Here is a 20,016-nt window from a genome sequence, read left to right as displayed (position 1 = left end):
CGACCTGTATCAGCGCTTCGTCAGGAATGATGGTCAGGGCCATTTCAGGCATCTCCCTTGTTGACTGCGTCCATCGCGGAAGGGTCGCAGCAGCCAACGCGGCTGTCTGTAGTCCAGATGTGCTATGCCAACATCTGGTGCTGTTATCCTGTCAATGCATTACCTTAGATAAGAACAGGGGACGTCATGGGGGAGAGCGTGCGCAACCGGATCGTTCTGGCGGACGATCATCCGGTGTTCCGCGATGGACTGCGTCGGATCATCCTTGGCATCGATCCGACCGTCACCATTGCCGAGGCCGGAAGCTTCGATCAGGTGCTGCAGCGGGCACGGGACGGTGCCACTCCGGACGCCTTCATCCTCGACCTGATTTTTCCGGGGTTCGAGCCACCCAAGGCACTGCCCGCGCTGCGGCGCGAGTTTCCGACAAGTTCGATCATCATCGTCTCGATGATGGACGACAGCGCGACGATCCAGAAACTGCTGGACGCGGGCGCTGACGGGTTCGTCGGCAAGGCGTTGACCGCCGAGGAGATGGGGCGGGCGATCCAGGCGATCCGGGACGGCATGTCCGTGATCGCCACCTCGAACTGCACGCTGACCGACACAGCGGATGAGCCGTCCCTGCTGGACGGATTGACACAGCGGCAGATCGAAATTTTGGATCAGCTTTCCGCTGGACTTTCAAACAAGGAGATCGCGCGCAACTTGGGAATTTCGCCCTTCACCGTCCGCATCCATGTCTCGGCGGTGTTCCGCGTGCTCGGCGTCCAGACACGGGCTGCGGCGGCGGCAAAGGCGGCGGCGGCGGGCCTGAACGGCAGCTCGCTGGCCTAGCTAGGCGACTGGCGCCGCGAATTTCTGCGCCATCAGTGCTGCCCGCAGCCGCGCCGGGTGGACGGGCTTCGACAAGATCGGCAGCGACGTGTCGGCCAGTTCCTCGGTCAGACGCGCAGCATCATGGCCCGACATGATGATGGCGGGAATGGGCCGGCCGAGCGTTGCCCGGATGCGCTCGATGCACTCGCTGCCGGCTCCGTCCTCAAGATCCTGATCGGCCAGGATCAGGTCGCAATCCCGTGCCTCTGCGCGGGCCGACGTGTCGTCCTCGACGATGCAACCCCAGCCTTCGAGTATTCGGCGGGTTGCGGCGCGAACCTCGTCGTGATCCTCGATCAGCAGGATCCGCATCCCGGCAAGTGCCGTGACGGGGGATGCCACAGGGGCCGCGAGGGTGGCTTCTTCCTGCGACAGCTCCAGCCCGGATACTTCGATCACGGTGCCGCGGCCGGGTGTTGAGCGCAGGTTCACCTGCAACCCCAGAAGCTGCGCCATACGCACGACAATGGACAGACCCAGCCCGATCCCCTCGCGCGTGCGTCGATGGCGGGGGCTGCGGTAGAATTCGTCGAAAACCTTCGCCTGCTCCTCCAACGCGATGCCGGGGCCGCTGTCACAGATCAGGATCGTCACCTGGCTGCCCCGCCTCCTGCACCCGATCAGCGCCTTGCGGCCAGGCGCGTATTTCACGGCGTTCGATACCAGGTTGCCAATGATGGCAAACAGGATGGCGCGGTCGGTGCGGACAAAAAGCCCGCTTTCCACCACGCGGAGCGTGACCCGTGCTCTCTGGGCTGCCTCGCCATGCTGGGCTGCCACATCCTGCAGCAACGGACCAAGGGCCACGATCTGCTGCTGCGGCACGATCCCGCCACTATCGAGCGTGGAAACGTTCAGCAAGGACCTGAAAAGCCCCGATATGCCATTGAGGGCACGGTCGATGCTGTCCACCATCTCGGCTTGGTCATCGCTCAGTCTGCTGCCTTTGAGACAGGAGGTGAACAGGCTGATGGCATGGATCGGCTGACGCAGGTCGTGGCTCGCCTGCGCCATGAACCGCGATTTGGCCAGACCGGCTTGCAGGGCCTCGTCATGAGCCTGTCGCAGCGCCGACATCAACGTGTATGCGTAGGCAGGGACCATCATGACCATCAGCGCGATGGTGATGAGGATATAGGGCAAGTCGCGCCAATAGGCGCTGAAAAGCGCGAGGCAGAATACACTGGTCAGCGACAGTCCGGCCCCGATCAGCAGATAGGTTCGGCCATATCGCAGGCCATAGCCCAGGGTGATCCACAGCAGCACCACAAAGATCGGCGTCATCACGGCGCCCCCCACGCCGATCAGCACCGTTGTTGCGCCATAATCCGTCGCCATTGCCAGCGCACGGCGCCAGTGCCTGATCCCGGGCCGCCTGCGCACCGACCAGTGGATGAACAATGCGGCGGCAAAGATCAGCACAGTCTCGACCGCGAAAAAGCGCATCAGCGGCTGCCCGATGGCGCTGATGGCGCCCAACAGGCCGATATAACAGGCAATGGCCGCCGCGAGGATCAGCCTGACCACGGCCTGCTGGCGTTCGGTCTCGGCGAAAAAATCCTCGGACCCCCGTAAAGGGGCGGGACGGTTCAACGCTGTCTCCATTCGGTCTGCGAACCTCCCTGGCCGCTTCCGTTCACCCCTGACAGGCGATTTTCGGCTGATAGCTCATTTGAGCTAGATGCCTTGGCCGGCTCGATCCCCATGATTGGTAACGGGTAAGCAAGCCCAGTCAAGACAGGGGTAGAAGCCATGACAACCGTTCAACATCAGACCGAGAGCCTGCGCGAACTGTCTGCCGCCGAACTCGATGCGGTCGGCGGCGCCTGGAGCGTCGGTTCGTCCGGCGATGGTGGCCTTTCCTTCGAGATCGGCGGCTATAGCGGCACGGTCTGGACCGATGGCGCAGCAATCGGATCGCGCAACAGCAACGGCCAATATGTCGTTCGTTACTATCGCTGGTAGTTTGATGGCACGCGATACGGAAATTGCCTGCTCGAACCTGCGCGAAATCAGGCCGGACGAAGCGGTGCTGATCTCTGGCGGCAGGTCGGAAGGCGGCTGCGTCATTCCGCCAGGATTGGCGGACCTTCTGAAAGTCAAACCGAAGTGAGGCAAGGATGCATGAACTGAACAGTGTCGAACAGGCGCTGATATCCGGCGGCGGCCTCGGCTACGGCCAGGTTCCTGGTTTCGATCTCGAGGGACCGCGTGGTCCGAACTACACCCACTCGTTCGGGAACGGCTGGAGCCTGACCTTCGGCTCCACCGTAGACAGATCGGCCCAAGGGATCGGAGTGCGCTTTGTCTGGAAGTAGCGCAAATTCGGACCTGAAGCCGCAGGTGCTTCCCTTCGATCATCTTAAACTCGTCAGCGGTGGCGTGACCGAACGGCCCGACGGCAAAGGCTGCACTGAACCCCGCAAATCTGGTCTCAGGCAGGCTTGAAAAGAACCGGGTCGTCCCGGTTCGGCCGGGGCATCCACAACTGCCGTTAGCCTGTGCTGTTGATCACGAATACTAACCCAGGTTCTGCTCAATGGTGAAAACCTGCGCATAGCCGATCTTCGCGGCCCAGAGCGATTTCAGTAAGAAAAATCATCACCAGAAGCGAGTAAGCTTCCTTAGTTTTCCTTACCGAGTAAATTTACTAAAACCGGCAGGTTCTGCAACGAACACGATAGGCTATGGCCATGGGCAGAATAGCCTCCGTTTTCTTTACCTCCCTTTTGCCAGCAGGAACGACTCCTCGTCGTTGGCGTTCCTGTGCCATGGGACGACCCGACATCAGGACGAGAGTTGTGTCGGTCTGGCAGAAGCTTGCGAGTGCAATCGCAATTCTGGCGGTCGTGATGTTCGTGGCGCATGGTGCAGCTGCCAAAGGCGCACTTCCCCACGCCCACGACCATTCCGTTGCTCCCGCCGAATTATCGCTCATCGCAGGTCATACTCCTGCCGAGCCGGGTGGGAACCATGAGCATTCATCGGCGGTCGGCCACAAGCATGGCACTGCCAAGGATGGAACTGCTCCCTGCTGCGGAGAGGCGTGTCTGCTGGCGCTGATGCCGGACGTGGATATTCATCTGAACGAGCCTTGGGGCGTACGGTCGAAATCCCCGTTCGTTGTCTCCTCATTGGCGGGGCACGACCCTGAAGGGCTGCGTCGTCCTCCACGGCTCCCCTATCGGATCTGATCGCGTTCCATCGGAAGTGAAGCGCCAAGCCTGATTGAAGAGGTGGGCGCCCACTCCCAAGCCTCAGACGGGCGGATTGCGGTCAATGAACGCGAGGTTTTCACCTTGCGTCCTCGATGCGGTGAGACTGGCGCCGCGCTCGCCGCTTCCTGTTTCCGGCGCTTTCGCAACGGAGAAGCCACATGCACCAGATGTCTACTGAAATGCAGAGCTGCATCGACGACTGCCAGCGCTGCCACGGCGTTTGCCTCAGCATGGCCATGAACCACTGCCTGGAGGCAGGCGGACGGCATGTCGAGCCGGAGCATTTTCGGCTCATGATAGCCTGCGCCGAGATCTGCCAGACCTCGGCAAACTTCATGCTGATGGGCAGCGATCTTCACAAGCGCACCTGCGCGGTCTGCGCTGAAGTCTGCGAGGAGTGCGCCCGGAGCTGCGAGCAGGTCGGCGACATGCAGGAATGCGTCGATGCCTGCCGCCGGTGCGCCGAAAGCTGCCGGAAAATGGCCGCCTGAACGCACCAGAAACCAGTTACATCAAAGGAGAACCTTCATGCGTAAGTTCGAGCTAGCCGCCATCTTCGCTGCCCTTCTCGCCGCGCCCGCGGCTCTTGCTCAGGAGAGCGGGACCGGGGGGCAGGCGGGCCACATGGCGGGACAGGGGGGCTCCATGACGGACCTGTCGATCCTGCCGCAGGGCTGCCAGGACGCAATCCAGCAGTCCGGAATGCCGGGGATGATGCAGGGCATGGACATGTCCGGCATGATGGGCGGCATGGAAGGAATGGATGAGGCCCAGCAGGCCTCCATGCAGGCCATGATGGAGATGAACGGCCCGATGATGGCCACCCACACCATCAAGGACCCCGACCTTGCCTTCCACTGCGGGATGATCGCGCATCATGCCGGCGCCATCGCCATGGCCGAAGTCGAGTTGAAGTATGGCGACGACGAGGAGTCGAAAGCGATGGCTCAGAAGATCATTGATGCCCAAGGCCCTGAAATCGAGGAGATGACCGCCTGGGTCGAGAAGAACGCGGGCCAGCAGTAAGGACTCGGGCCGCCGGAGCTTGAAGCTGCGGCGGCCACAACGACAGCAAGGAGTGCCTGGCGCGTCTACAGGAGGTGAACTCATGTCGGTTGTCTCGCGGCGGCCATGCCGGTTCCGACAGGTCGTTCCGGGAAACTCCGAAATGAGGAGCGTTCATCATGACGATTGATGCAACGGCTTCCGCTTCATGATTTTTCTTGACCTTCCAGCGACAGGAAGGTGCACGACAAGCGCGGGCGATTCTCGGGTAGCTTCCAAACGAGGTACATGATGGCCAGCAAGAGCAAAGACCAACACCCAGCCTCCCTCCACATGGAGAGCAGCTCTCGCGACGGCGACCATCAGCATCACCATCACGGGCATGTTCATTCCAGCCACCACGGGTCAGAGCACTCGCACGCCCCGGCGACGGCTCCGAGTGACGGCGCGCATCAGATCAAGGACCCGGTCTGCGGCATGATGGTCGATCCCCATGCGACGCAGCACAAGGCGGAGCACGCCGGCCGGCCTTATTACTTCTGTTCGGCAGGTTGCCGCGCGAAGTTCCTGGCCGAGCCGGAGCGCTACCTCGACCCGGCCGCGGCGGCGGCCAAGGCCGAGCCCGTGCCCGAAGGGACGATCTACACCTGTCCCATGCATCCCGAGATCCGGCAGGTCGGGCCGGGGTCGTGCCCGATCTGCGGCATGGCACTGGAACCTGTTCTGGTCAGCCTGGAAGCCGAGCCCAATCTCGAACTGATCGACATGCGCCGTCGCTTCTGGATCGGGCTGGTGCTGACGATCCCTGTGTTCCTGCTGGAAATGGGAGGGCACCTGCTAGGGCTCGATCACCTCGTCAGCCAACGCAGCTCGAACTGGATCCAGTTGATCCTCGCGACTCCGGTGGTCCTGTGGGCCGGGTGGCCCTTCTTCCAGCGCGGCTGGCAGTCGCTGGTCACGCGCAACCTGAACATGTTCACCCTGATTGCCATGGGCACGGGGGCGGCCTGGATCTACAGCGTCGTCGCGACGCTGGCGCCGGGCATCTTCCCCGACGCCTTCCGCCAGCATGACGGCTCGGTCGCCGTCTATTTCGAGGCGGCCGCGGTCATCACTGTGCTCGTGCTGCTGGGGCAGGTGCTGGAATTGCGCGCCCGCGAGAGCACCAGCGGCGCGATCCGCGCGCTGCTCGACCTGGCGCCAAAGACCGCGCGTCGCATCGACGTGGATGGCACCGAGGAAGAGGTTCCGCTCGATACCGTCCATGTCGGTGATCGTCTGCGGGTCCGGCCGGGCGAGAAGGTGCCGGTCGATAGCGAGGTGATCGAGGGACGCAGTGCCGTCGATGAATCGATGGTGACCGGCGAGTCCATGCCGGTGACGAAGGAGATCGGCGCATCGGCGATCGGCGGGACCATGAACCAGTCCGGTGCCCTGGTGATCGAGGCCCGCCGTGTTGGCCGCGACACCATGCTGTCGCAGATCGTCCAGCTTGTCGCGGAAGCGCAGCGCAGTCGTGCCCCGATCCAGCGGCTTGCCGACCAGGTGTCGGGCTGGTTCGTGCCCGCGGTGATTGGGGTCGCCCTCCTCGCCTTCATTGCCTGGTCGATCTGGGGACCCGAGCCGCGCTTTTCCTTCGGGCTCGTCGCTGCCGTGTCCGTCCTCATCATCGCCTGTCCCTGCGCGCTCGGGCTGGCGACACCCATGTCGATCATGGTCGGCGTCGGGCGTGGCGCCCAGGCCGGCGTCCTCATCCGGAACGCCGAGGCCCTGGAGCACATGGAGAAGATCGACACCATCATCGTCGACAAGACCGGGACGCTGACCGAGGGCCGGCCTGCGGTGACGGCCATTGTTCCCGCAGCAGGTTTCACTGAGGAGGAAGCCCTGCGCCTGGCCGCCAGCGTCGAGCGGGCGAGCGAGCATCCGCTGGCACTCGCCATCGTCCGCGCGGCGGAGGAACGGGGGATCGCGCCCGCGCCAGTCGCGGATTTCGATTCTCCCACCGGCAAGGGCGCGCTCGGCACCGTCGACGGGCGGCGCGTCGCGCTCGGCAACGCGAAGTTCCTGGCCGAGCAGGGGGTCGATGTCGCGCCCTTGGCCGAGCAGGCCGACAGGCTGCGCGAGGACGGGGCGACGGCGATCTTCATGGGCGTCGATGGGCAGGTGGCCGCCATCTTCGCCATTGCGGACCCGGTCAAGCCATCGACGCCCGAGGCGCTTGCCGCCCTGAAGGGGCAGGGCATCCGGGTTGTCATGCTCACCGGCGACAACTGGACGACGGCCAAGGCCGTCGCGCGCCAGCTCGGCATCGACGAGGTCGAGGCGGAGGTCCTGCCGGATCAGAAAAGCGAGGTCGTGCAGCGGCACAAGGCGGCGGGGGAAGTCGTGGCAATGGCGGGGGACGGTGTGAACGATGCCCCGGCGCTCGCAGCAGCCGACGTCGGCATCGCGATGGGCACCGGCACGGACGTGGCGATGGAGAGCGCGGGCGTCACGCTGCTCAAGGGCGATCTCACGGGTATCGTGCGGGCGCGGCGGCTGTCGCAGGCGGTGATGCGCAACATCCGCCAGAACCTGTTCTTCGCCTTCATCTACAACGCGCTCGGCATCCCGGTCGCGGCCGGTGTGCTGTATCCGTTCTTCGGCATCCTGCTGTCGCCGATCATCGCGGCCGCCGCCATGGCGCTGTCCTCGGTCAGCGTGATCGCGAACGCGTCCCGGCTGCGGGGGGTGAAGCTGTGATGACCGGAAGGCGGCCAGAATCGATCGTCAGCACCTTCGACGGGCGGCATCATGTCGCAACCTGCCCTGGCCGGTTTCAGGTGTCGTCTTCCCGCACGACGTGGTGTGATGAGGGCACTGACGGAAAATGGCCGCTTCCCTGCTTCCTGAGCAGGCAGGAAGCCTGAGACGGTCCAGAGGAAGAGAACGAACGGTCCGATGAACAGGGGTGTGGCAAAGGGCATGGGGCTTCGCGGCTGCTGGAGGCAATGGCTCGCGACCGCATTCCTGTTCCTGGCTTTCGCCGCCCTGGGTCTACAGGCCGGAGCCCACTCCCTCCCGGCAGCACACACGGACCATGCCGAGCGGGCTGTCGCCGCGAGCTTGGACCAGGGCTGCGATCATTCTCATGCGCCGTCCGGCTGTGCCCGGACGACTTCCGGAGATCAGGACGGTTCCGGCGGGAGTGGGCCGGGTTCCCAGGACGACTGCTGCGCCCAGTTCTGCACGATCGCCGCCCTTCTGCCGGAGAGCCCCCGGGCCGATCCGCCTTCCGGCGGGGAGACCCGCCTCGGCATCCTGGTGGGTCGCTTGGGGCGGACTCCCGAGGGAATCCTGCGGCCACCCCGTTCATCCATCGTCGTGTGAAGGCGTTCCGGGCCTGACAGGTCCACGCCGTCCGGCCGCCTCGGTCGACAGACCGGAAACGCCATCCAGCCATCACCGATCATCGGGAACCGCGCGTCCGCTGCGTGACGCTGCCTTCCCGTCAGCATGGATGAACAGCAATGAAACGAACTGCAATCGCCCTTTCCCTTGGCCTCGCAGCCGGGCTGCCGACTGTTGCCCTGGCGCAGGCCGGGCATGACACCAACCACCCTGCACAGGCGCAGGAACAGGCCGCCCCGCCTGCCGCCCCGACGATGCCGATGCCGGGTATGCCTGACCAGATGCGGACCATGATGCAGGCCATGCCGGCCGAGTGCCTAAGTGCCATGCAGCAGATGATGCAGGGCGGGATGATGCACGGTGCGGTCGATGCATCGAAAGCTGCCGGCGATGGGAACGCCCCCGAGTTCACCCGCGCCTATGTGGACGCGATGGACGCAATGCACGGGCCGATGATGGAAGGCGTCATGGCCGATGACCCCGACACAGCCTTCGTGCGGGGCATGATCCCGCATCATCAGGGCGCGATCGACATGGCCCGGATCGTGCAGCAACACGGCGATGATCCCCAGACCAGGGCATGGGCCGAGCAGATCATCGCCGCGCAGGAGCGCGAGATCGCCGAGATGGAAGCCTGGCTGAAGGAGAAGGCCCAGTCCGAGGCCATCGACTTCGGCCGGACCGGCGGCACCGTCTGGTCCGCCGACGAAGGCGGCAGCTCCATCAGCGCCCTCGACCTGGGCACCGGGACCGTGACCACAACGCCGATCCCGGTGGCGCCCCATAACGTCGACCTGACGCCGGACGGGCGCTTCCTTCTGGCGGTCGGCACCCCGACTAGTGGCGACCACGGGGATGGGCACGATCATGCGGGCGGCGATACCGCGGGCCTTCTGGTGATGCTCGATCCGCAGGATCTGTCGAAGCCCGCGGCCACGGTCGAGGTCGGCGCGCATCCCGCCCATGTGGTGGCCGACCGGCAGGGGCGCGCCTTCGTCTCGCTGTCGGGCAGCGACGAGGTGGCGGTGGTCGATCTGGCCCAAGGTGCCGTCACCGCCCGCGTCGAGACCGGCGCCTATCCGCATGGGCTGCGCCTCAGCCCGGATGGCGCCGAGCTTTACGTCGCCAATGTCGAGGACGGCACAGTCTCGGTCATCGACACGGCCAGCCTGACCGAGGCGGCACGCATCCCGGTGGGCACGGCGCCGGTCCAGGTCGGCTTCACCCCAGACGGCGGAAAGGTCTATGTCTCGCTGCGCGACGAGAACCGCGTGGCGGTGATCGACACCGCCACGCGCGAGGTCACGGACAGGATCGAGGTCGGTCCCAATCCGATCCAGATGATCGCCACCCCCGATGGCAGGCAGGTCTACGTCGCCAACCAGGGGACCGAAGCCGCGCCGAACGACACCGTATCGGTGATCGACACGGCGACCGGCGAGGTTGCCAGGACGCTGAAAACCGCTTCTGGCGCGCATGGCGTATCGGTTTCAGCGGACGGCGCCTTCGTGTTTGTGACCAACATCGCGGACGACAGCGTCTCGGTCATCGACGTCGCGCGCCAGGAGGTCGTCGGATCGGTGCCGGTGGGCGACCGCCCGAACGGCATCGTCCATGGGTCGTCGAACTGACCGGATCGCAGAAGCTGGCGCCGGGTTTCCTGGCGCCAGTCCGAGCTACAGCTCACCGAACAAAGCCTCTCCGGCACCGCTCGCGCGGCTCACCCGTCGCGCGAGCCATTCAGAGGAAAGACATCATGCGAACTGTTCTTCTCGCTGCAAGTGCCGCGATCGCCACAGGCGGTGCCTGGTGGCTCTGGGGCCAATCCGATGCAAGGCCGGCCGAAGAGGGCCAGGCTCTTGTCGCTGTAACCCTGCCGGCCACGTTGTCACCCGAAGCCCAAGCCGGTCAGCAGGCCTTCGCCGCCAACTGCGCATCCTGCCACGGCATCGATGCCGAGGGGCGGGTGGGGATCGCGCCACCGCTGATCCACATGATCTATGAGCCGAGCCACCACGGCGACATGGCTTTCGTCCTGGCAGCACGCAACGGGGTGCGTGCCCATCACTGGCCCTTCGGAAACATGCCTCCGGTGCCGGGGCTCACAGACCCGGAGCTGGCCGGGATCATCCGCTTCGTGCGCGAGGTTCAGGTTGCAAACGGCATTCGCTAGATCGCTGATCTTGGGCATCCTGGCCGTGATCGGGGGCGGGTCCCGGCTGCATTCTTGCCGTGTCCCTGGTCAGGGTGCACGTGGCACCCTTCAGGGCAAGGGAGGACTGGAATGAACATCGCCGAAGCCGCGCGGGCGTCGGGTCTCACCTCCAAGACGATCCGATACTATGAGGACATCGGTCTTGTGACCCCGCAGCGCGGGGTGAACGGCTATCGCCATTTCAGCCCTGCTGATGTCCACCGGCTGCGCTTCCTGAGCCGCGCGCGACGGCTCGACTTTTCGCTGCAGGACTGTCGCGACCTTCTGATGCTGAACGAAGACACGAGCCGCAGCAGTGCCGACGTGCGCGAGATCGCCGCGCGCCATCTCGCCCAGGTCGACGAAAGGCTGGCTGATCTGGCGCAGCTGCGCACTGCCCTGCAGCAGTTGGTTCAGAGCTGTGCGGGCGATGGGCATCCGGATTGCTCGATTCTCGATGCACTGGCAGGAGATTGCACTGACCCCAGCCGGGCCTAGCCGCCATTCCGTTCGGCCTGGATCACGCGTATCCGCTCGGGCCACGTCGACTTGATGAACCCGAGGATGGCGGCAATGTCGCCGTCCGTCAGGATTTCGCCAAATGCTGGCATGCCGGACGTCATGGACACACCCAGCTCATCCAGGACCGCCTGGCCTCCCCGACGGATGTAGTCGGTCAGCATGGCATCATCGTGGTGCCAGGTGTGGCCGGATGCGTCATGCGGCGGTGCAGGAAGAACGCCGCTTTCGTCGGCAACCTGCCAATCGGGCTGCCCTTCGAGCTGGGCGCCGTGGCAGATCGCGCAATGTTCGGCATAAAGCTCGGCTCCGCGCTGGGTCTGGGCCGAGGTGCTGTGGCTCCATCCTGTCCAGAGGGCGATGCAAACGAGGCCCACGGCAAGCAGTGATGCAGTTGGAAGGAAGAGGGCAGATGAACGGCTTCCAGTCATGCCCGCCAGATTGTGGCCATTCACGCGAAGGTCAATATCAGGAAGTTGTTGGGGCGCCTTGACCTTCCCGCGCTGGAAGCTCCCATCTGCTCAGGCATGAGAAGAACCAAGGAAGGTGTCATGCGTTTCCATCTCCCCAACATGAACTGCGGCGGCTGCGCCCGGAGCGTCACTCGTGCCATCCAGTCGGTCGATGCTGATGCCTCTATCGTCATCGATCAGAACCGTCGCGAGGTCGAACTGACCAGCGATCTGCCGATTGACCGCTTTGCGTCCGCCCTTGCTGCAGCAGGCTTCCCCGTGGTGCCGGCGACCAGCTGAGAACCCTCATTCCGCTATTTCAACCTGGCGGGGCACCGCCTTCGCTGGGCGGCGATCACGGCAAACCGCGGCACAAATGGTTTGAGGTTGCTCGACCACAATCTCGTCAACTCCGTCTTCTGCACCTGCAGGAGACGGAGCCTGCTTTGCAGCGCCGAGGCCGAGTGGCAACTTAGTCAAGCGAACCCCAATGTTGCTGCTGCCAGAACAAGATAGCGGCCAATCTTCGCAACGCTGACGAGGAGCAAGAACACCCAGAAAGACTCGCGCAGCACTCCTGCAACGACAGTCAACGGGTCGCCGATGATCGGCGCCCAAGCCAACAGCAGCGACCATCTGCCGTAGTGGCGATACCAGCCCTCCGCTCGTGCCAGGGCGGCCGGGCTTACCGGGAACCAGCGTCGGGTGCGCAGCCGTTCGATTCCTCGCCCGAGAAACCAGTTGACCACAGAACCCAGCACATTGCCGGCGCTCGCAACGGTCAGCACCAGCCATGGCGGGTGGTCGGTCAGCAAAAGGCCGACAACCAGGATCTCGGATTGCGCGGGGAGCAGGGTCGCTGCGGTGAAGGCCGCCAGAAACAGGCCGCCGTAAACGGCAAGATCAATCATGATGACCGGTCAGGCACGCCGGCCCAGCCACTGCCGACGCGGGTTGTCGATGGAGAGGCTGAACTCCATCACCCTCAAAAGCCGGATACCCTATGTGCGCTGCGGCGGGCGATTGATCGGTCCGATGGATGAACCGGATGCCAAGGCGCTCGCCGCCGCGATGAACGCAGTTCTGCGCCCGGATCAAGCCGGCACCGCCAGAGTGGAAAGGGTCTGTTGAAACCGGTAGCGGCATCTGGAAGCTTCTGGAAAGCGGGAAAGGATCGACATGGTGAAGGCATACGGTTTCCGACCACTCTGGATCGCACTGGCATCAGTCGCTTTCACGCATCTGTCATGGTCCGCATCAGCCGATGAGGCGGGATTTCCTGACGCGGCCAACCGAGCCTGCCGCCAGATTCTGGATACCAGACCGGGTCAGGTTCTCGGAAAAGGGCAGAAGGCGCGCGTGGAGGTCCTGGCGGCGTTCCTCAAGCGGACAGACCTGTCAGCCGATGCGCGCCGTGCCCTGAAAAGCGACATCGCCGCCAGCCGGGATGAACTCAGCCGGAGCCTTCACGCCTTAGAGGAGCTTGCGCCTCCTGCAGGGCAGCAGGACGATTGGGACATGTTCATCACCTTCCTTGAAGCCGAGGTGGCGCAGCAGGACAACCGCGTCCAATGGCTGGAAAACCCGACAAGCAGATTGATTCCGGCGTCCGAGTTCGGACCACCTGCCGAACTGGTCAGCGAGGCGATGGGGCGGCTGGGCTTTGCCGGGCGTGATTGTGAACTGGTCGCGCAGGATGTGGACATTCCCGAGGATCGCCGGATCTTCGTTCAGAAGATCGCAGCCGCCTGCACTGCAATCGTAACCCGCCGATCAAGACAGGATCATGAGCGCAGTCGGGACATTGCAATGGCAGCATTCGTGGATGCGCATCGCGGGACACTGGGCCTGCCCAGACCGGAACTCGATGCCGCGCTGTCCGCCATGGAGACCGAATGGCGGATGTCCTTCGAACAGCTTTCCGAAATTCCGGCCGAGCCTGTTCCTGATCGTGAAAGCTGGGACCGATTTCTGCATTTGTTCCAGCACATGGCAGAGGTTCAACAATCGCGCCTGCTGGTCCTGCGTTCGCCCGGCGCAGATCCGTCTGCGGCTTACAAGGCGGTTCAGACCCCGATCATGGACGTGGACCTGTCGGCACTGGGCCTTGAGAGCACCGATTGCCGAAGCATCCGTTTCTGACCGTCAGCCGACGCCGCGACCGGGCAGGGGCGACAGGCGAAGGTTCCCCTGGGCATCACGGATATCGCGGATGATGGCCTCGGGGATCACCTCGCCCGCACCAAGATCATGACGCAGCCGCACCGCGATGTCCGTCCTGCACGGCCCCTGACCCTTCCGCACCGTGCTGCAGGCAAGGATATAGCTGCGGATCACGTCAAGCCGTTGCGGATCGAGACGCGTGCCGGTCGGAAAGGCAAGCGTTGCAACCTGCCCGCCACCGGGGTCGCCCGCAAGCGCCGTTTCGGCGGCATCGACAAGCCTGTCCCGCATGGTCCTGCCGGACAGGAAGGCGGGATGGACCCTCAGGCTTTCGGCAGGGATGCGGTCGGCCTCCGGCCCGATCCCGGTCAGGAAGCTGATCTCGTCGCTTCGCGCATCGGCCAGCGTCGTGTCGAGGGTCAGCAGGGCAGGGGCACGCGCTGCCCCGCCCGGTTCCGGCAGCAGGATGCGCAGCTTCAGGCTTTGCTGTTCGGGCGTGGCGACGGGTGGCAGGACGGACCGGAACGCCGCGATGCAGGGCGTCAGGCGGTCCAGGGCGGGTTGCTGATCCTGCACGGCAAGGTCCAGTTCGATGACCGCCGTGAAGCCTGGGCCAAGGCCTTCGTCCTGCACCGCCAGCGGCACGACCCCGCACCGGGGGAAAGCTGCATTCAGCGCCCTCAGCTTGGCCCCTGCGGCAGTTCCGTCCGCATAGGCGCGGTGCAGGCGATCCTCGCATGGGGACGCCGGACGGCAGCGGGACGCATCGCGGTCGACGCCGAACCGGATGCGGGTGAAGGGATCGCCCCGGATGGCGAAGACCACGTCGTAATGATCCTTTTGCAAATGCGTGCCGACCAACTCCAACTGGCCGGGATAGGCGGCTTCGGCCAAGGCGGTCGCGGCGTCGATGGCCGCCTGACGATCGGCGCAGGCAGAAACGCAGGCGCAGAGCCACAGCGATAGCAGCCAGCGCCCGGCAAGGCCCGACGCCCTTCCTTTCAGGCCAGCGATCATCCCCTCAGTTTCCGGTGCCAATGCGCAATGCGGGAAGGTTCCCGGACATCAGGGCATGAATGGCCTGATTGAAAGGACGGGGCTTTTCGTCGCGTCCAGTGACGCGCAGGATCGCCGCGCAACCGGATGGCTGGATCTGTGCAACGCGCGCATCAGCCAGATCCTCGGAGGTGCCGTCCATTTCCCGCCACAGGTCCGCGGCACCGTCCGCTGCCACCTGCGCGTCGGCGCAGTCCGCATAAGACAAGGCAAGGACCATGGCAGGGTTCTTTTCCGTATCCAGATCGGCTACTGCGGCACCCTGCCAAAAAGGCAGCCCGCCGGCGGCCGCGGCGGCAGCCTGTTCCAGGACAGCGCGGGCTTCGTCGGGGGTCTTGCCGGCAAGGGCGGCAGGATCGATGCCGCTGCCCAGCCCGTGCCACGGCCCGAGGAAGGCTGCCTGCAGCACCGTGCCCTCCTCTGCCTCCAGCGCGTCCAGCATGATCAGGCCTGCCGGGCTGTCCAGGGCCGAGTGCCCCTCGGCCAAAATCGGCTCCAGCACCGCGGGATCACCCGCCTGCAGCAGGGTCGGACCGGAAAGCGCCACGACCGATGCCTGCCCCATCGGGCCGCGCCACGGATCCGCAGGATCGCGCCCGGCGATGTTCATGACGCCCGGCTCACCATTGGCGATCATTCCCGATGAACGTTCCGCAAAGTCATGGGCGGTCAAGCTGGAAAACGCCGTTGCGGCCGCTTCTCCCTGGTTGAAACCCCAGACCGAGACTGCGTTCGGCGGCTGTCCCATCCCGGCCGCAAATGCCAATTCGGCACTGTCGATCCCGGACTTTTTGGCAAAGCTTTCCGGGGTGCCGACCGCAAGCGCCTCGACCGGGCGGATGCCGCCGCCCAGCAGGACACGGGCCAGCGCCTCGCGGTCCAGCGCGCCGCCGTAGGCCAAAGCAAGGGCCGACAGATCGACATACCGCACAACCTCCGCGCCGATTGCGGAAAACGCCGTATCGGGAAGGACCGACAGCGCGGCGCGCAGGTTTGAATCCTCGGCCAGGGCAGGCGTGGCGGCAACCAGGGCAAGCGCCAGTGCGAACGCGGGTCGGGTCATCATCTTCTCCTTCATCGGGGTAAAAAGGGTGCGGCGGGACAGGTGACCTCGTAGTCCGCCACTTCGGGGCCTGCGGGCCGTTCCACATCCCCGAAGGTCAGGACCGAGGCTGCGGCCGCGTCCTGCACGAAGGCGATGGTGCAGAAACCGAAGCCGGTCCCCGAGCAATGTCCGGCCCCGGCAAAGCCCCTGGCGGCAAGCCGGGCGGCAAGGGGATCGACGGGTGCCGCAAGCCTGTCCGGTTCCCAGCCATGCTCGGCCAGCAGCGCGCTTGCGTCGGCAAGGCTCAGGCCATGAATCAGCGGCATTGTCAGCCGGCCCTCGCAAAGGTCTTCGGCCAAGGGCAGCGGGACGATTACCGGCGCACCTTCGGCCAGCATCAGGTCGGCCACAGGCTGAGACAGCATCCCGCCGTTCCAGATGCGCAAGCGGTCGCCGCTGCGGCGCAGGTGGCCTATCGCGGTGCCGTCCGGTCGCGAACCTTCGGCAAGGGCCAGCAGATCCGGTCCGTCAAAGATGCCGATCCGCCCGCCGTCCAGGATGCAGGCGCCGCTGGTCATCGTCCGGGCGCCGGCGACGAAGCTGATCGCCGTCAATGTGCCCAGCGACGCTTCGTCTGTGATGGCCCATCCCGCAGCGGCGACCATCCGCCCCCCGGCTGTCTGCGGGTCAAGCGCGTGATGCCTGCACAAGCCAAGGTCGGTCGGGGCCGCGGGTTCCGGCAGTTCCGTCCGGGGCGCGATGACCAATCCCGCATCCGGCTGTCCTGCGGCGGCAGGCATGGCGCAGACTGCGGCAAGGATGACCGTGCGTCGGATCAGACTGCAAGGCGGATGCTTTTCGATCATGGACGCCCTCCTTTCCTGCCCTTGGGACGCCGCGCCCCGGCACGATCTTGGCGCAGGATGCAGTCTTTTGTCGATCTTGGCTTTGCTTGCGGCCGTATTTGTGGTCCTCTTGCCCCCTGAGGATGGATTGCGGGGCCAGTTTCTTGCAGGCACCAAGGTTGCGCGATGCCCGGCCCCGGCCGGAGGACGCCGGGGACAGCGACGATACCCTGCTGGAACGTGCGCGGGCGGGCGACGGCGCCGCCTTCGAGGCGTTGCTGGTCCTCCATTACCGCTATATCTTCCGGGTTGCCTTCCGCTGGCTGGGGCATGAAAGCGATGCCGAGGACGTGACCCAATCCGTATGCATGCGGCTGCCGGACGCGATCCGCAGCTTCGACGGCCGCGCGGCCTTCACAAGCTGGCTTTACCGGGTGACGCTGAACGCCGTGCGTGACCTTCAGCGCAGCAGGCAGCGGCAAGCCCGCCTGGCCGATGCCGTCGCCACCCTGGCCGAGGACAGCCACGCCCCGGATCAGGATGACGCGCTGCATGTGGCCGACATCTGGCGGGCGGTCCGCGCCTTGCCGGAAAAGCAGCGTGACGCAGTGATGCTTGTCCATGCCGAGGGACTGAGCCAAGCCGAGGCCGCGCGGATCATGGGCTGCAAGGAAGTGACCGTCGCCTGGCATATCCACAAGGCGCGCAAGGCATTGAGGGAGGTGCTGTGATGATCCGGCCGACTGATCCCCTCGACCTGCTCCGTCGGCTTCCCGCGCCCGAGCCTGACCCCGCGCGGATGCGGGCCACCATCACCGCAGCGCGGGCGCGTTTCACAGAAGGCGCGCCAAGCCGTCCCGCCCCACGCCGCCGGGGGTGGCTGATCTGGCTGGTCCCCGGCGCCACGGCGCTGGCGGCATTGGCCCTGGTCGTCGTGCTGGTGCCGCAAACCGGCTCGCCACGGCTGGCCGGAAATGACCCGACCCAGGAAGAACCCGCCCTTGCGCGCGACGGGGCCGCACCGTCCGGCCCGATCATGGGCGCCCGCCCGCCGCAGGCTGCCGCGCGGTCCGGCACCACGGTGCTGGCACCCGCACGGGTCCACGATTTCGATGGCTTCCAGATCGGCGTCCACGACCAGGACGGCGCGGTCAGCCTCTCGTTTCTTCGGGACGGAACCGCGACACCCTTCGACCGCCGCAGCCTTGACCCCGGCACCGGGTTCGAACTGCTGGACGCTTTCCTGACGATGTCCGCCCAGGGCGAACTGCTGCTGCTGCAAAGCCGCATCGGGGACACGACAAACTGGGACGTGTTCACCGTGGCTCCGGGCGGCATCCGCCTTTCTGGAGCGTTGTCCATGCAGGTCCACGATGCGCCCGACCGCGCAGCCGCCGCCCGCAGGCTGGACGTTCCCCGATAGCGCCCAAGGTCCGCCGTGTGTCCCGCGTCATATGAGGGAACGACGATCTTGGGAAAGGAACGCCCATGCTCCGCAGCACCCTTGCCGCCGCGCTGATCCTGTGGGCCGGTGCCGTCCAGGCGCTTCCGGTGGAACCCTTGCCGGTTCCGGCCGGGGGGGAACAGTTCTGGGGCCTCGGTTCGACCGGCATAAATTGCTATCGCGCGCCTTGCCCATGGCGCGGGGTGTTCCGCATGAACCCTGACGGCACCCGCGACCGCCCCCTGTCCGGCCATGACATGACCGAACTCCCTCTGCTGGAGGCCGACAAGGCCGACCGCACGCGGATCGAGGACGCCTTCGCCAGTGGCGGCTGCGTGGTGGCCGAGGGGCATTTCGAGGGCGAGACGCTGGTCGTCGCGCGCATCGCCGGGGAATGTCACCATTGGGCGCCAAGGCAGCCTGCGGAATGAGGCGTGCGCTGCTCGGTGCCGCGTTGATGCTGGCGGTGGGGGTCGCGGCGCTGGCTTTGTCCGGTCCCTGCGGCCCGGCCGGGCGGCTTGCTGGAGACGGCGGCTGCCTTGCGGCCTTCACCTTGCGCGATCTCGTGGTGACAGGCGACACGCTGGTGATTGACGCCGAAGGCCAACTGGTCGTCGGCGGCATCGATTATCGGCCCGAACGCCGCCTGGGCCGGCTGCAGGCGCAGATGGTGGTGGCCACCCTCAAGCCCGAAACTGGGGCCGAAATTGCCCGCGCCGATCTGGGGATGCAGGGGCGGCCCGAGCAACTGCGGCTGTCGCCCGACAGCAGCCGCATGACGGTCAGCTGCAATGCGCTCTACACCTGTGACCTGCCCGGCGGAAACGAGTCCCGCGAGAGCCGCGTGATCCTGTTCGACCGCGAGGGCGAGCGAGAGTGGTTCGCCGGGATTGAGCACCGCGACGCACCGCCGGATGCCGATGGCCGGGCCTTCGAGCTGGGGTTTTCATCCTCGGGTAACGTGGTCTTCGCCCATGTCGCCTTCGACGCCGCGACCGGCGCGGTGATCCTGACCCGCCAGCAGCCGGTCCCGGACCCGAACGCCCGCCTGCCTGCGGGTGACGAGGTCCCGCTGGGCGACACGCAGGTGACGCTGGACCTGCCTGCAGGGTTCATCCCCTTCCTGCGCCTCGACAGCGCCCGCTCGCCCGAGGGCGAGCGCATCGCGATCCTCGCCCGCCGCTTTTCAGGCCCGGGAAAGGTCCGCGCCGCCATCCGCATCTATGACATTGCCACGGGCCGACTGCTGGCGGCGCATGACATCGACAGCGACCTCGCCCCCGCGATCCTGTGGCATCCGCAACGCGACGCGGTGATCGTGGCCTTGGCCGGAGAGGTGGCGGCAAGCGCGGACAGCGAGCTGCGGATCTATGCGGCAGGGGCACGGGAATGAGACGCAAGCAGATATTCGGGACTGCGCTCGCGGCCCTCGTGCTGGCGGGGGCGGCAGCTGTGGCCGGGTGGCAGGGGCTTCAGACCTGCGGCTGGATCGACCGGGCGCTGGCGCGCTCGGGCTGTCTGGGCACCGTCCGTTTCGACGGCGTGAAATTGTCGTACAAAAGCACCGCGCAACCCATGGGCGACGGGCGCGTGGTGATCGAGGCTGACATGCTTACCGCCGATGGCTGGCGGCCGGGGCTGATCGTCCTCGACCCGGTGACGGGCGACGAGGGCGGGCGCTATCCGCTTCCGCTGAGCGGCGGGACGTAACCGGCCGATTGTTACCGCGGCGGTTGAGCCTTGAAGCGTTGCGCGAGTTCAGGATCGCTAACGAAGTCGTCGAGGAACTGGTGCCAGGTTTCT

25 protein-coding genes are annotated in these 20,016 nt (G+C 65.5%); 19 read left to right on the top strand and 6 right to left on the bottom strand.

All coding sequences use genetic code 11. From position 1 onward, the window contains the following. Nucleotides 1-186: 186 nt before the first annotated feature. On the top strand, nt 187-837 hold the full coding sequence (locus PARHAE_RS13825) for a response regulator (RefSeq protein WP_126155179.1): 651 nt from the start codon (nt 187-189) through the stop codon (nt 835-837). On the opposite strand, the gene PARHAE_RS13820 is transcribed toward PARHAE_RS13825, so the two are convergent. Further along, nucleotides 838-2,301: an ATP-binding response regulator gene (locus tag PARHAE_RS13820; RefSeq protein WP_164555255.1), complete on the bottom strand. Its 1,464-nt coding sequence runs from the start codon at nt 2,299-2,301 to the stop codon at nt 838-840. Between the two features lie 330 nt (nt 2,302-2,631). Between PARHAE_RS13820 and PARHAE_RS13815 the strand changes: the two genes are divergently transcribed. From PARHAE_RS13815 to cueR, 10 genes are all read left to right on the top strand, one after another. Further along, nucleotides 2,632-2,844 carry a hypothetical protein gene (locus PARHAE_RS13815; RefSeq protein ID WP_126155177.1) on the top strand — a complete coding sequence of 71 codons (213 nt, stop codon included), beginning with the start codon at nt 2,632-2,634 and terminating at the stop codon, nt 2,842-2,844. Nucleotides 2,845-2,848: 4 nt separating this feature from the next. Then, nucleotides 2,849-2,992 carry a hypothetical protein gene (locus tag PARHAE_RS21140; protein ID WP_164555254.1) on the top strand — a complete coding sequence of 48 codons (144 nt, stop codon included), beginning with the start codon at nt 2,849-2,851 and terminating at the stop codon, nt 2,990-2,992. 7 nt (nt 2,993-2,999) lie between these two features. Then, nucleotides 3,000-3,197 carry a hypothetical protein gene (locus PARHAE_RS13810; RefSeq protein ID WP_126155176.1) on the top strand — a complete coding sequence of 66 codons (198 nt, stop codon included), beginning with the start codon at nt 3,000-3,002 and terminating at the stop codon, nt 3,195-3,197. 453 nt (nt 3,198-3,650) lie between these two features. Further along, nucleotides 3,651-4,073 (top strand): hypothetical protein, encoded by a 423-nt coding sequence (locus tag PARHAE_RS21135; protein WP_164555253.1) that lies wholly within the window; start codon nt 3,651-3,653, stop codon nt 4,071-4,073. A 182-nt stretch (nt 4,074-4,255) separates the two neighbouring features. Further along, entirely contained in the window at nt 4,256-4,588 is a 333-nt protein-coding gene (locus tag PARHAE_RS13805) for a four-helix bundle copper-binding protein (RefSeq protein WP_126155175.1), read from the top strand. Next, on the top strand, nt 4,542-5,123 hold the full coding sequence (gene copM, locus PARHAE_RS21910) for a CopM family metallochaperone (protein ID WP_206436962.1): 582 nt from the start codon (nt 4,542-4,544) through the stop codon (nt 5,121-5,123). The genes PARHAE_RS13805 and copM (PARHAE_RS21910) overlap by 47 nt, the downstream gene beginning before the upstream one ends. A gap of 312 nt (nt 5,124-5,435) precedes the next feature. Further along, a complete protein-coding gene (locus PARHAE_RS13795) occupies nt 5,436-7,847 on the top strand; it encodes a heavy metal translocating P-type ATPase (RefSeq protein WP_478354266.1) in 2,412 nt (803 codons plus the stop codon). Between the two features lie 767 nt (nt 7,848-8,614). Further along, on the top strand, nt 8,615-10,126 hold the full coding sequence (gene copM / locus PARHAE_RS13790; protein WP_126155174.1) for a CopM family metallochaperone: 1,512 nt from the start codon (nt 8,615-8,617) through the stop codon (nt 10,124-10,126). Nucleotides 10,127-10,251: 125 nt separating this feature from the next. After that, nucleotides 10,252-10,668 (top strand): c-type cytochrome, encoded by a 417-nt coding sequence (locus tag PARHAE_RS13785; RefSeq protein WP_126155173.1) that lies wholly within the window; start codon nt 10,252-10,254, stop codon nt 10,666-10,668. A gap of 111 nt (nt 10,669-10,779) precedes the next feature. Further along, complete coding sequence (gene cueR / locus PARHAE_RS13780) at nt 10,780-11,187, top strand: Cu(I)-responsive transcriptional regulator (RefSeq protein ID WP_126155172.1); 408 nt, start codon at nt 10,780-10,782, stop codon at nt 11,185-11,187. Here cueR and PARHAE_RS13775 read toward each other — a convergent pair. Next, nucleotides 11,184-11,639, bottom strand: coding sequence for a c-type cytochrome (locus PARHAE_RS13775; RefSeq protein WP_126155214.1), 456 nt, complete (start codon nt 11,637-11,639; stop codon nt 11,184-11,186). The two genes, cueR and PARHAE_RS13775, sit on opposite strands and share 4 nt — an antisense overlap. A 120-nt stretch (nt 11,640-11,759) precedes the next feature. Between PARHAE_RS13775 and PARHAE_RS13770 the strand changes: the two genes are divergently transcribed. After that, nucleotides 11,760-11,960 (top strand): heavy-metal-associated domain-containing protein, encoded by a 201-nt coding sequence (locus PARHAE_RS13770; protein ID WP_126155171.1) that lies wholly within the window; start codon nt 11,760-11,762, stop codon nt 11,958-11,960. 176 nt (nt 11,961-12,136) lie between these two features. Here the strand turns inward: PARHAE_RS13770 and PARHAE_RS13765 are convergent, their stop codons facing one another. Next, the gene (locus PARHAE_RS13765; RefSeq protein ID WP_126155170.1) at nt 12,137-12,571 is read right to left on the bottom strand and encodes a YqaA family protein; all 435 of its coding nucleotides are present in this window, start codon (nt 12,569-12,571) and stop codon (nt 12,137-12,139) included. Between PARHAE_RS13765 and PARHAE_RS13760 the strand changes: the two genes are divergently transcribed. Next, a complete protein-coding gene (locus tag PARHAE_RS13760) occupies nt 12,570-12,791 on the top strand; it encodes a hypothetical protein (protein ID WP_126155169.1) in 222 nt (73 codons plus the stop codon). The genes PARHAE_RS13765 and PARHAE_RS13760 overlap by 2 nt on opposite strands. A 48-nt stretch (nt 12,792-12,839) precedes the next feature. Continuing rightward, nucleotides 12,840-13,802 (top strand): hypothetical protein, encoded by a 963-nt coding sequence (locus PARHAE_RS13755; RefSeq protein ID WP_120444935.1) that lies wholly within the window; start codon nt 12,840-12,842, stop codon nt 13,800-13,802. 3 nt (nt 13,803-13,805) lie between these two features. Here PARHAE_RS13755 and PARHAE_RS13750 read toward each other — a convergent pair whose 3' ends face one another. The 3 genes from PARHAE_RS13750 to PARHAE_RS13740 are packed head-to-tail and all read right to left on the bottom strand — an operon-like array spanning nt 13,806 to nt 16,790. Beyond that, entirely contained in the window at nt 13,806-14,840 is a 1,035-nt protein-coding gene (locus PARHAE_RS13750; protein ID WP_120444937.1) for a hypothetical protein, read from the bottom strand. 4 nt (nt 14,841-14,844) lie between these two features. Beyond that, nucleotides 14,845-15,942, bottom strand: coding sequence for a hypothetical protein (locus PARHAE_RS13745; protein WP_126155168.1), 1,098 nt, complete (start codon nt 15,940-15,942; stop codon nt 14,845-14,847). Between the two features lie 11 nt (nt 15,943-15,953). After that, entirely contained in the window at nt 15,954-16,790 is an 837-nt protein-coding gene (locus PARHAE_RS13740; RefSeq protein WP_126155167.1) for a hypothetical protein, read from the bottom strand. A gap of 158 nt (nt 16,791-16,948) precedes the next feature. On the opposite strand from PARHAE_RS13740, the gene PARHAE_RS13735 reads away from it, so the two are divergent. The 5 genes from PARHAE_RS13735 to PARHAE_RS13715 all read left to right on the top strand — a co-directional run bounded on the left by PARHAE_RS13735 (nt 16,949) and on the right by PARHAE_RS13715 (nt 19,923). Further along, on the top strand, nt 16,949-17,500 hold the full coding sequence (locus PARHAE_RS13735; protein WP_206436961.1) for an RNA polymerase sigma factor: 552 nt from the start codon (nt 16,949-16,951) through the stop codon (nt 17,498-17,500). Continuing rightward, a complete protein-coding gene (locus tag PARHAE_RS13730) occupies nt 17,500-18,192 on the top strand; it encodes a hypothetical protein (protein WP_126155166.1) in 693 nt (230 codons plus the stop codon). The genes PARHAE_RS13735 and PARHAE_RS13730 overlap by 1 nt, the downstream gene beginning before the upstream one ends. A gap of 65 nt (nt 18,193-18,257) precedes the next feature. Further along, nucleotides 18,258-18,644 (top strand): hypothetical protein, encoded by a 387-nt coding sequence (locus PARHAE_RS13725; protein ID WP_126155165.1) that lies wholly within the window; start codon nt 18,258-18,260, stop codon nt 18,642-18,644. Continuing rightward, nucleotides 18,641-19,606, top strand: a complete 966-nt coding sequence (locus PARHAE_RS13720) for a hypothetical protein (RefSeq protein ID WP_126155164.1) — start codon at nt 18,641-18,643, stop codon at nt 19,604-19,606. The genes PARHAE_RS13725 and PARHAE_RS13720 overlap by 4 nt, the downstream gene beginning before the upstream one ends. Next, complete coding sequence (locus tag PARHAE_RS13715; RefSeq protein WP_126155163.1) at nt 19,603-19,923, top strand: hypothetical protein; 321 nt, start codon at nt 19,603-19,605, stop codon at nt 19,921-19,923. The genes PARHAE_RS13720 and PARHAE_RS13715 overlap by 4 nt, the downstream gene beginning before the upstream one ends. Nucleotides 19,924-20,016 lie beyond the last annotated feature (93 nt).

The organism is Paracoccus haematequi, assembly GCF_900631945.1.
GTDB classification, from domain to species: domain Bacteria; phylum Pseudomonadota; class Alphaproteobacteria; order Rhodobacterales; family Rhodobacteraceae; genus Paracoccus; species Paracoccus haematequi_A.
The sequence above is the reverse complement of the archived record's forward strand: the minus strand, read 5'-3'. Positions and strand labels throughout refer to the sequence as shown.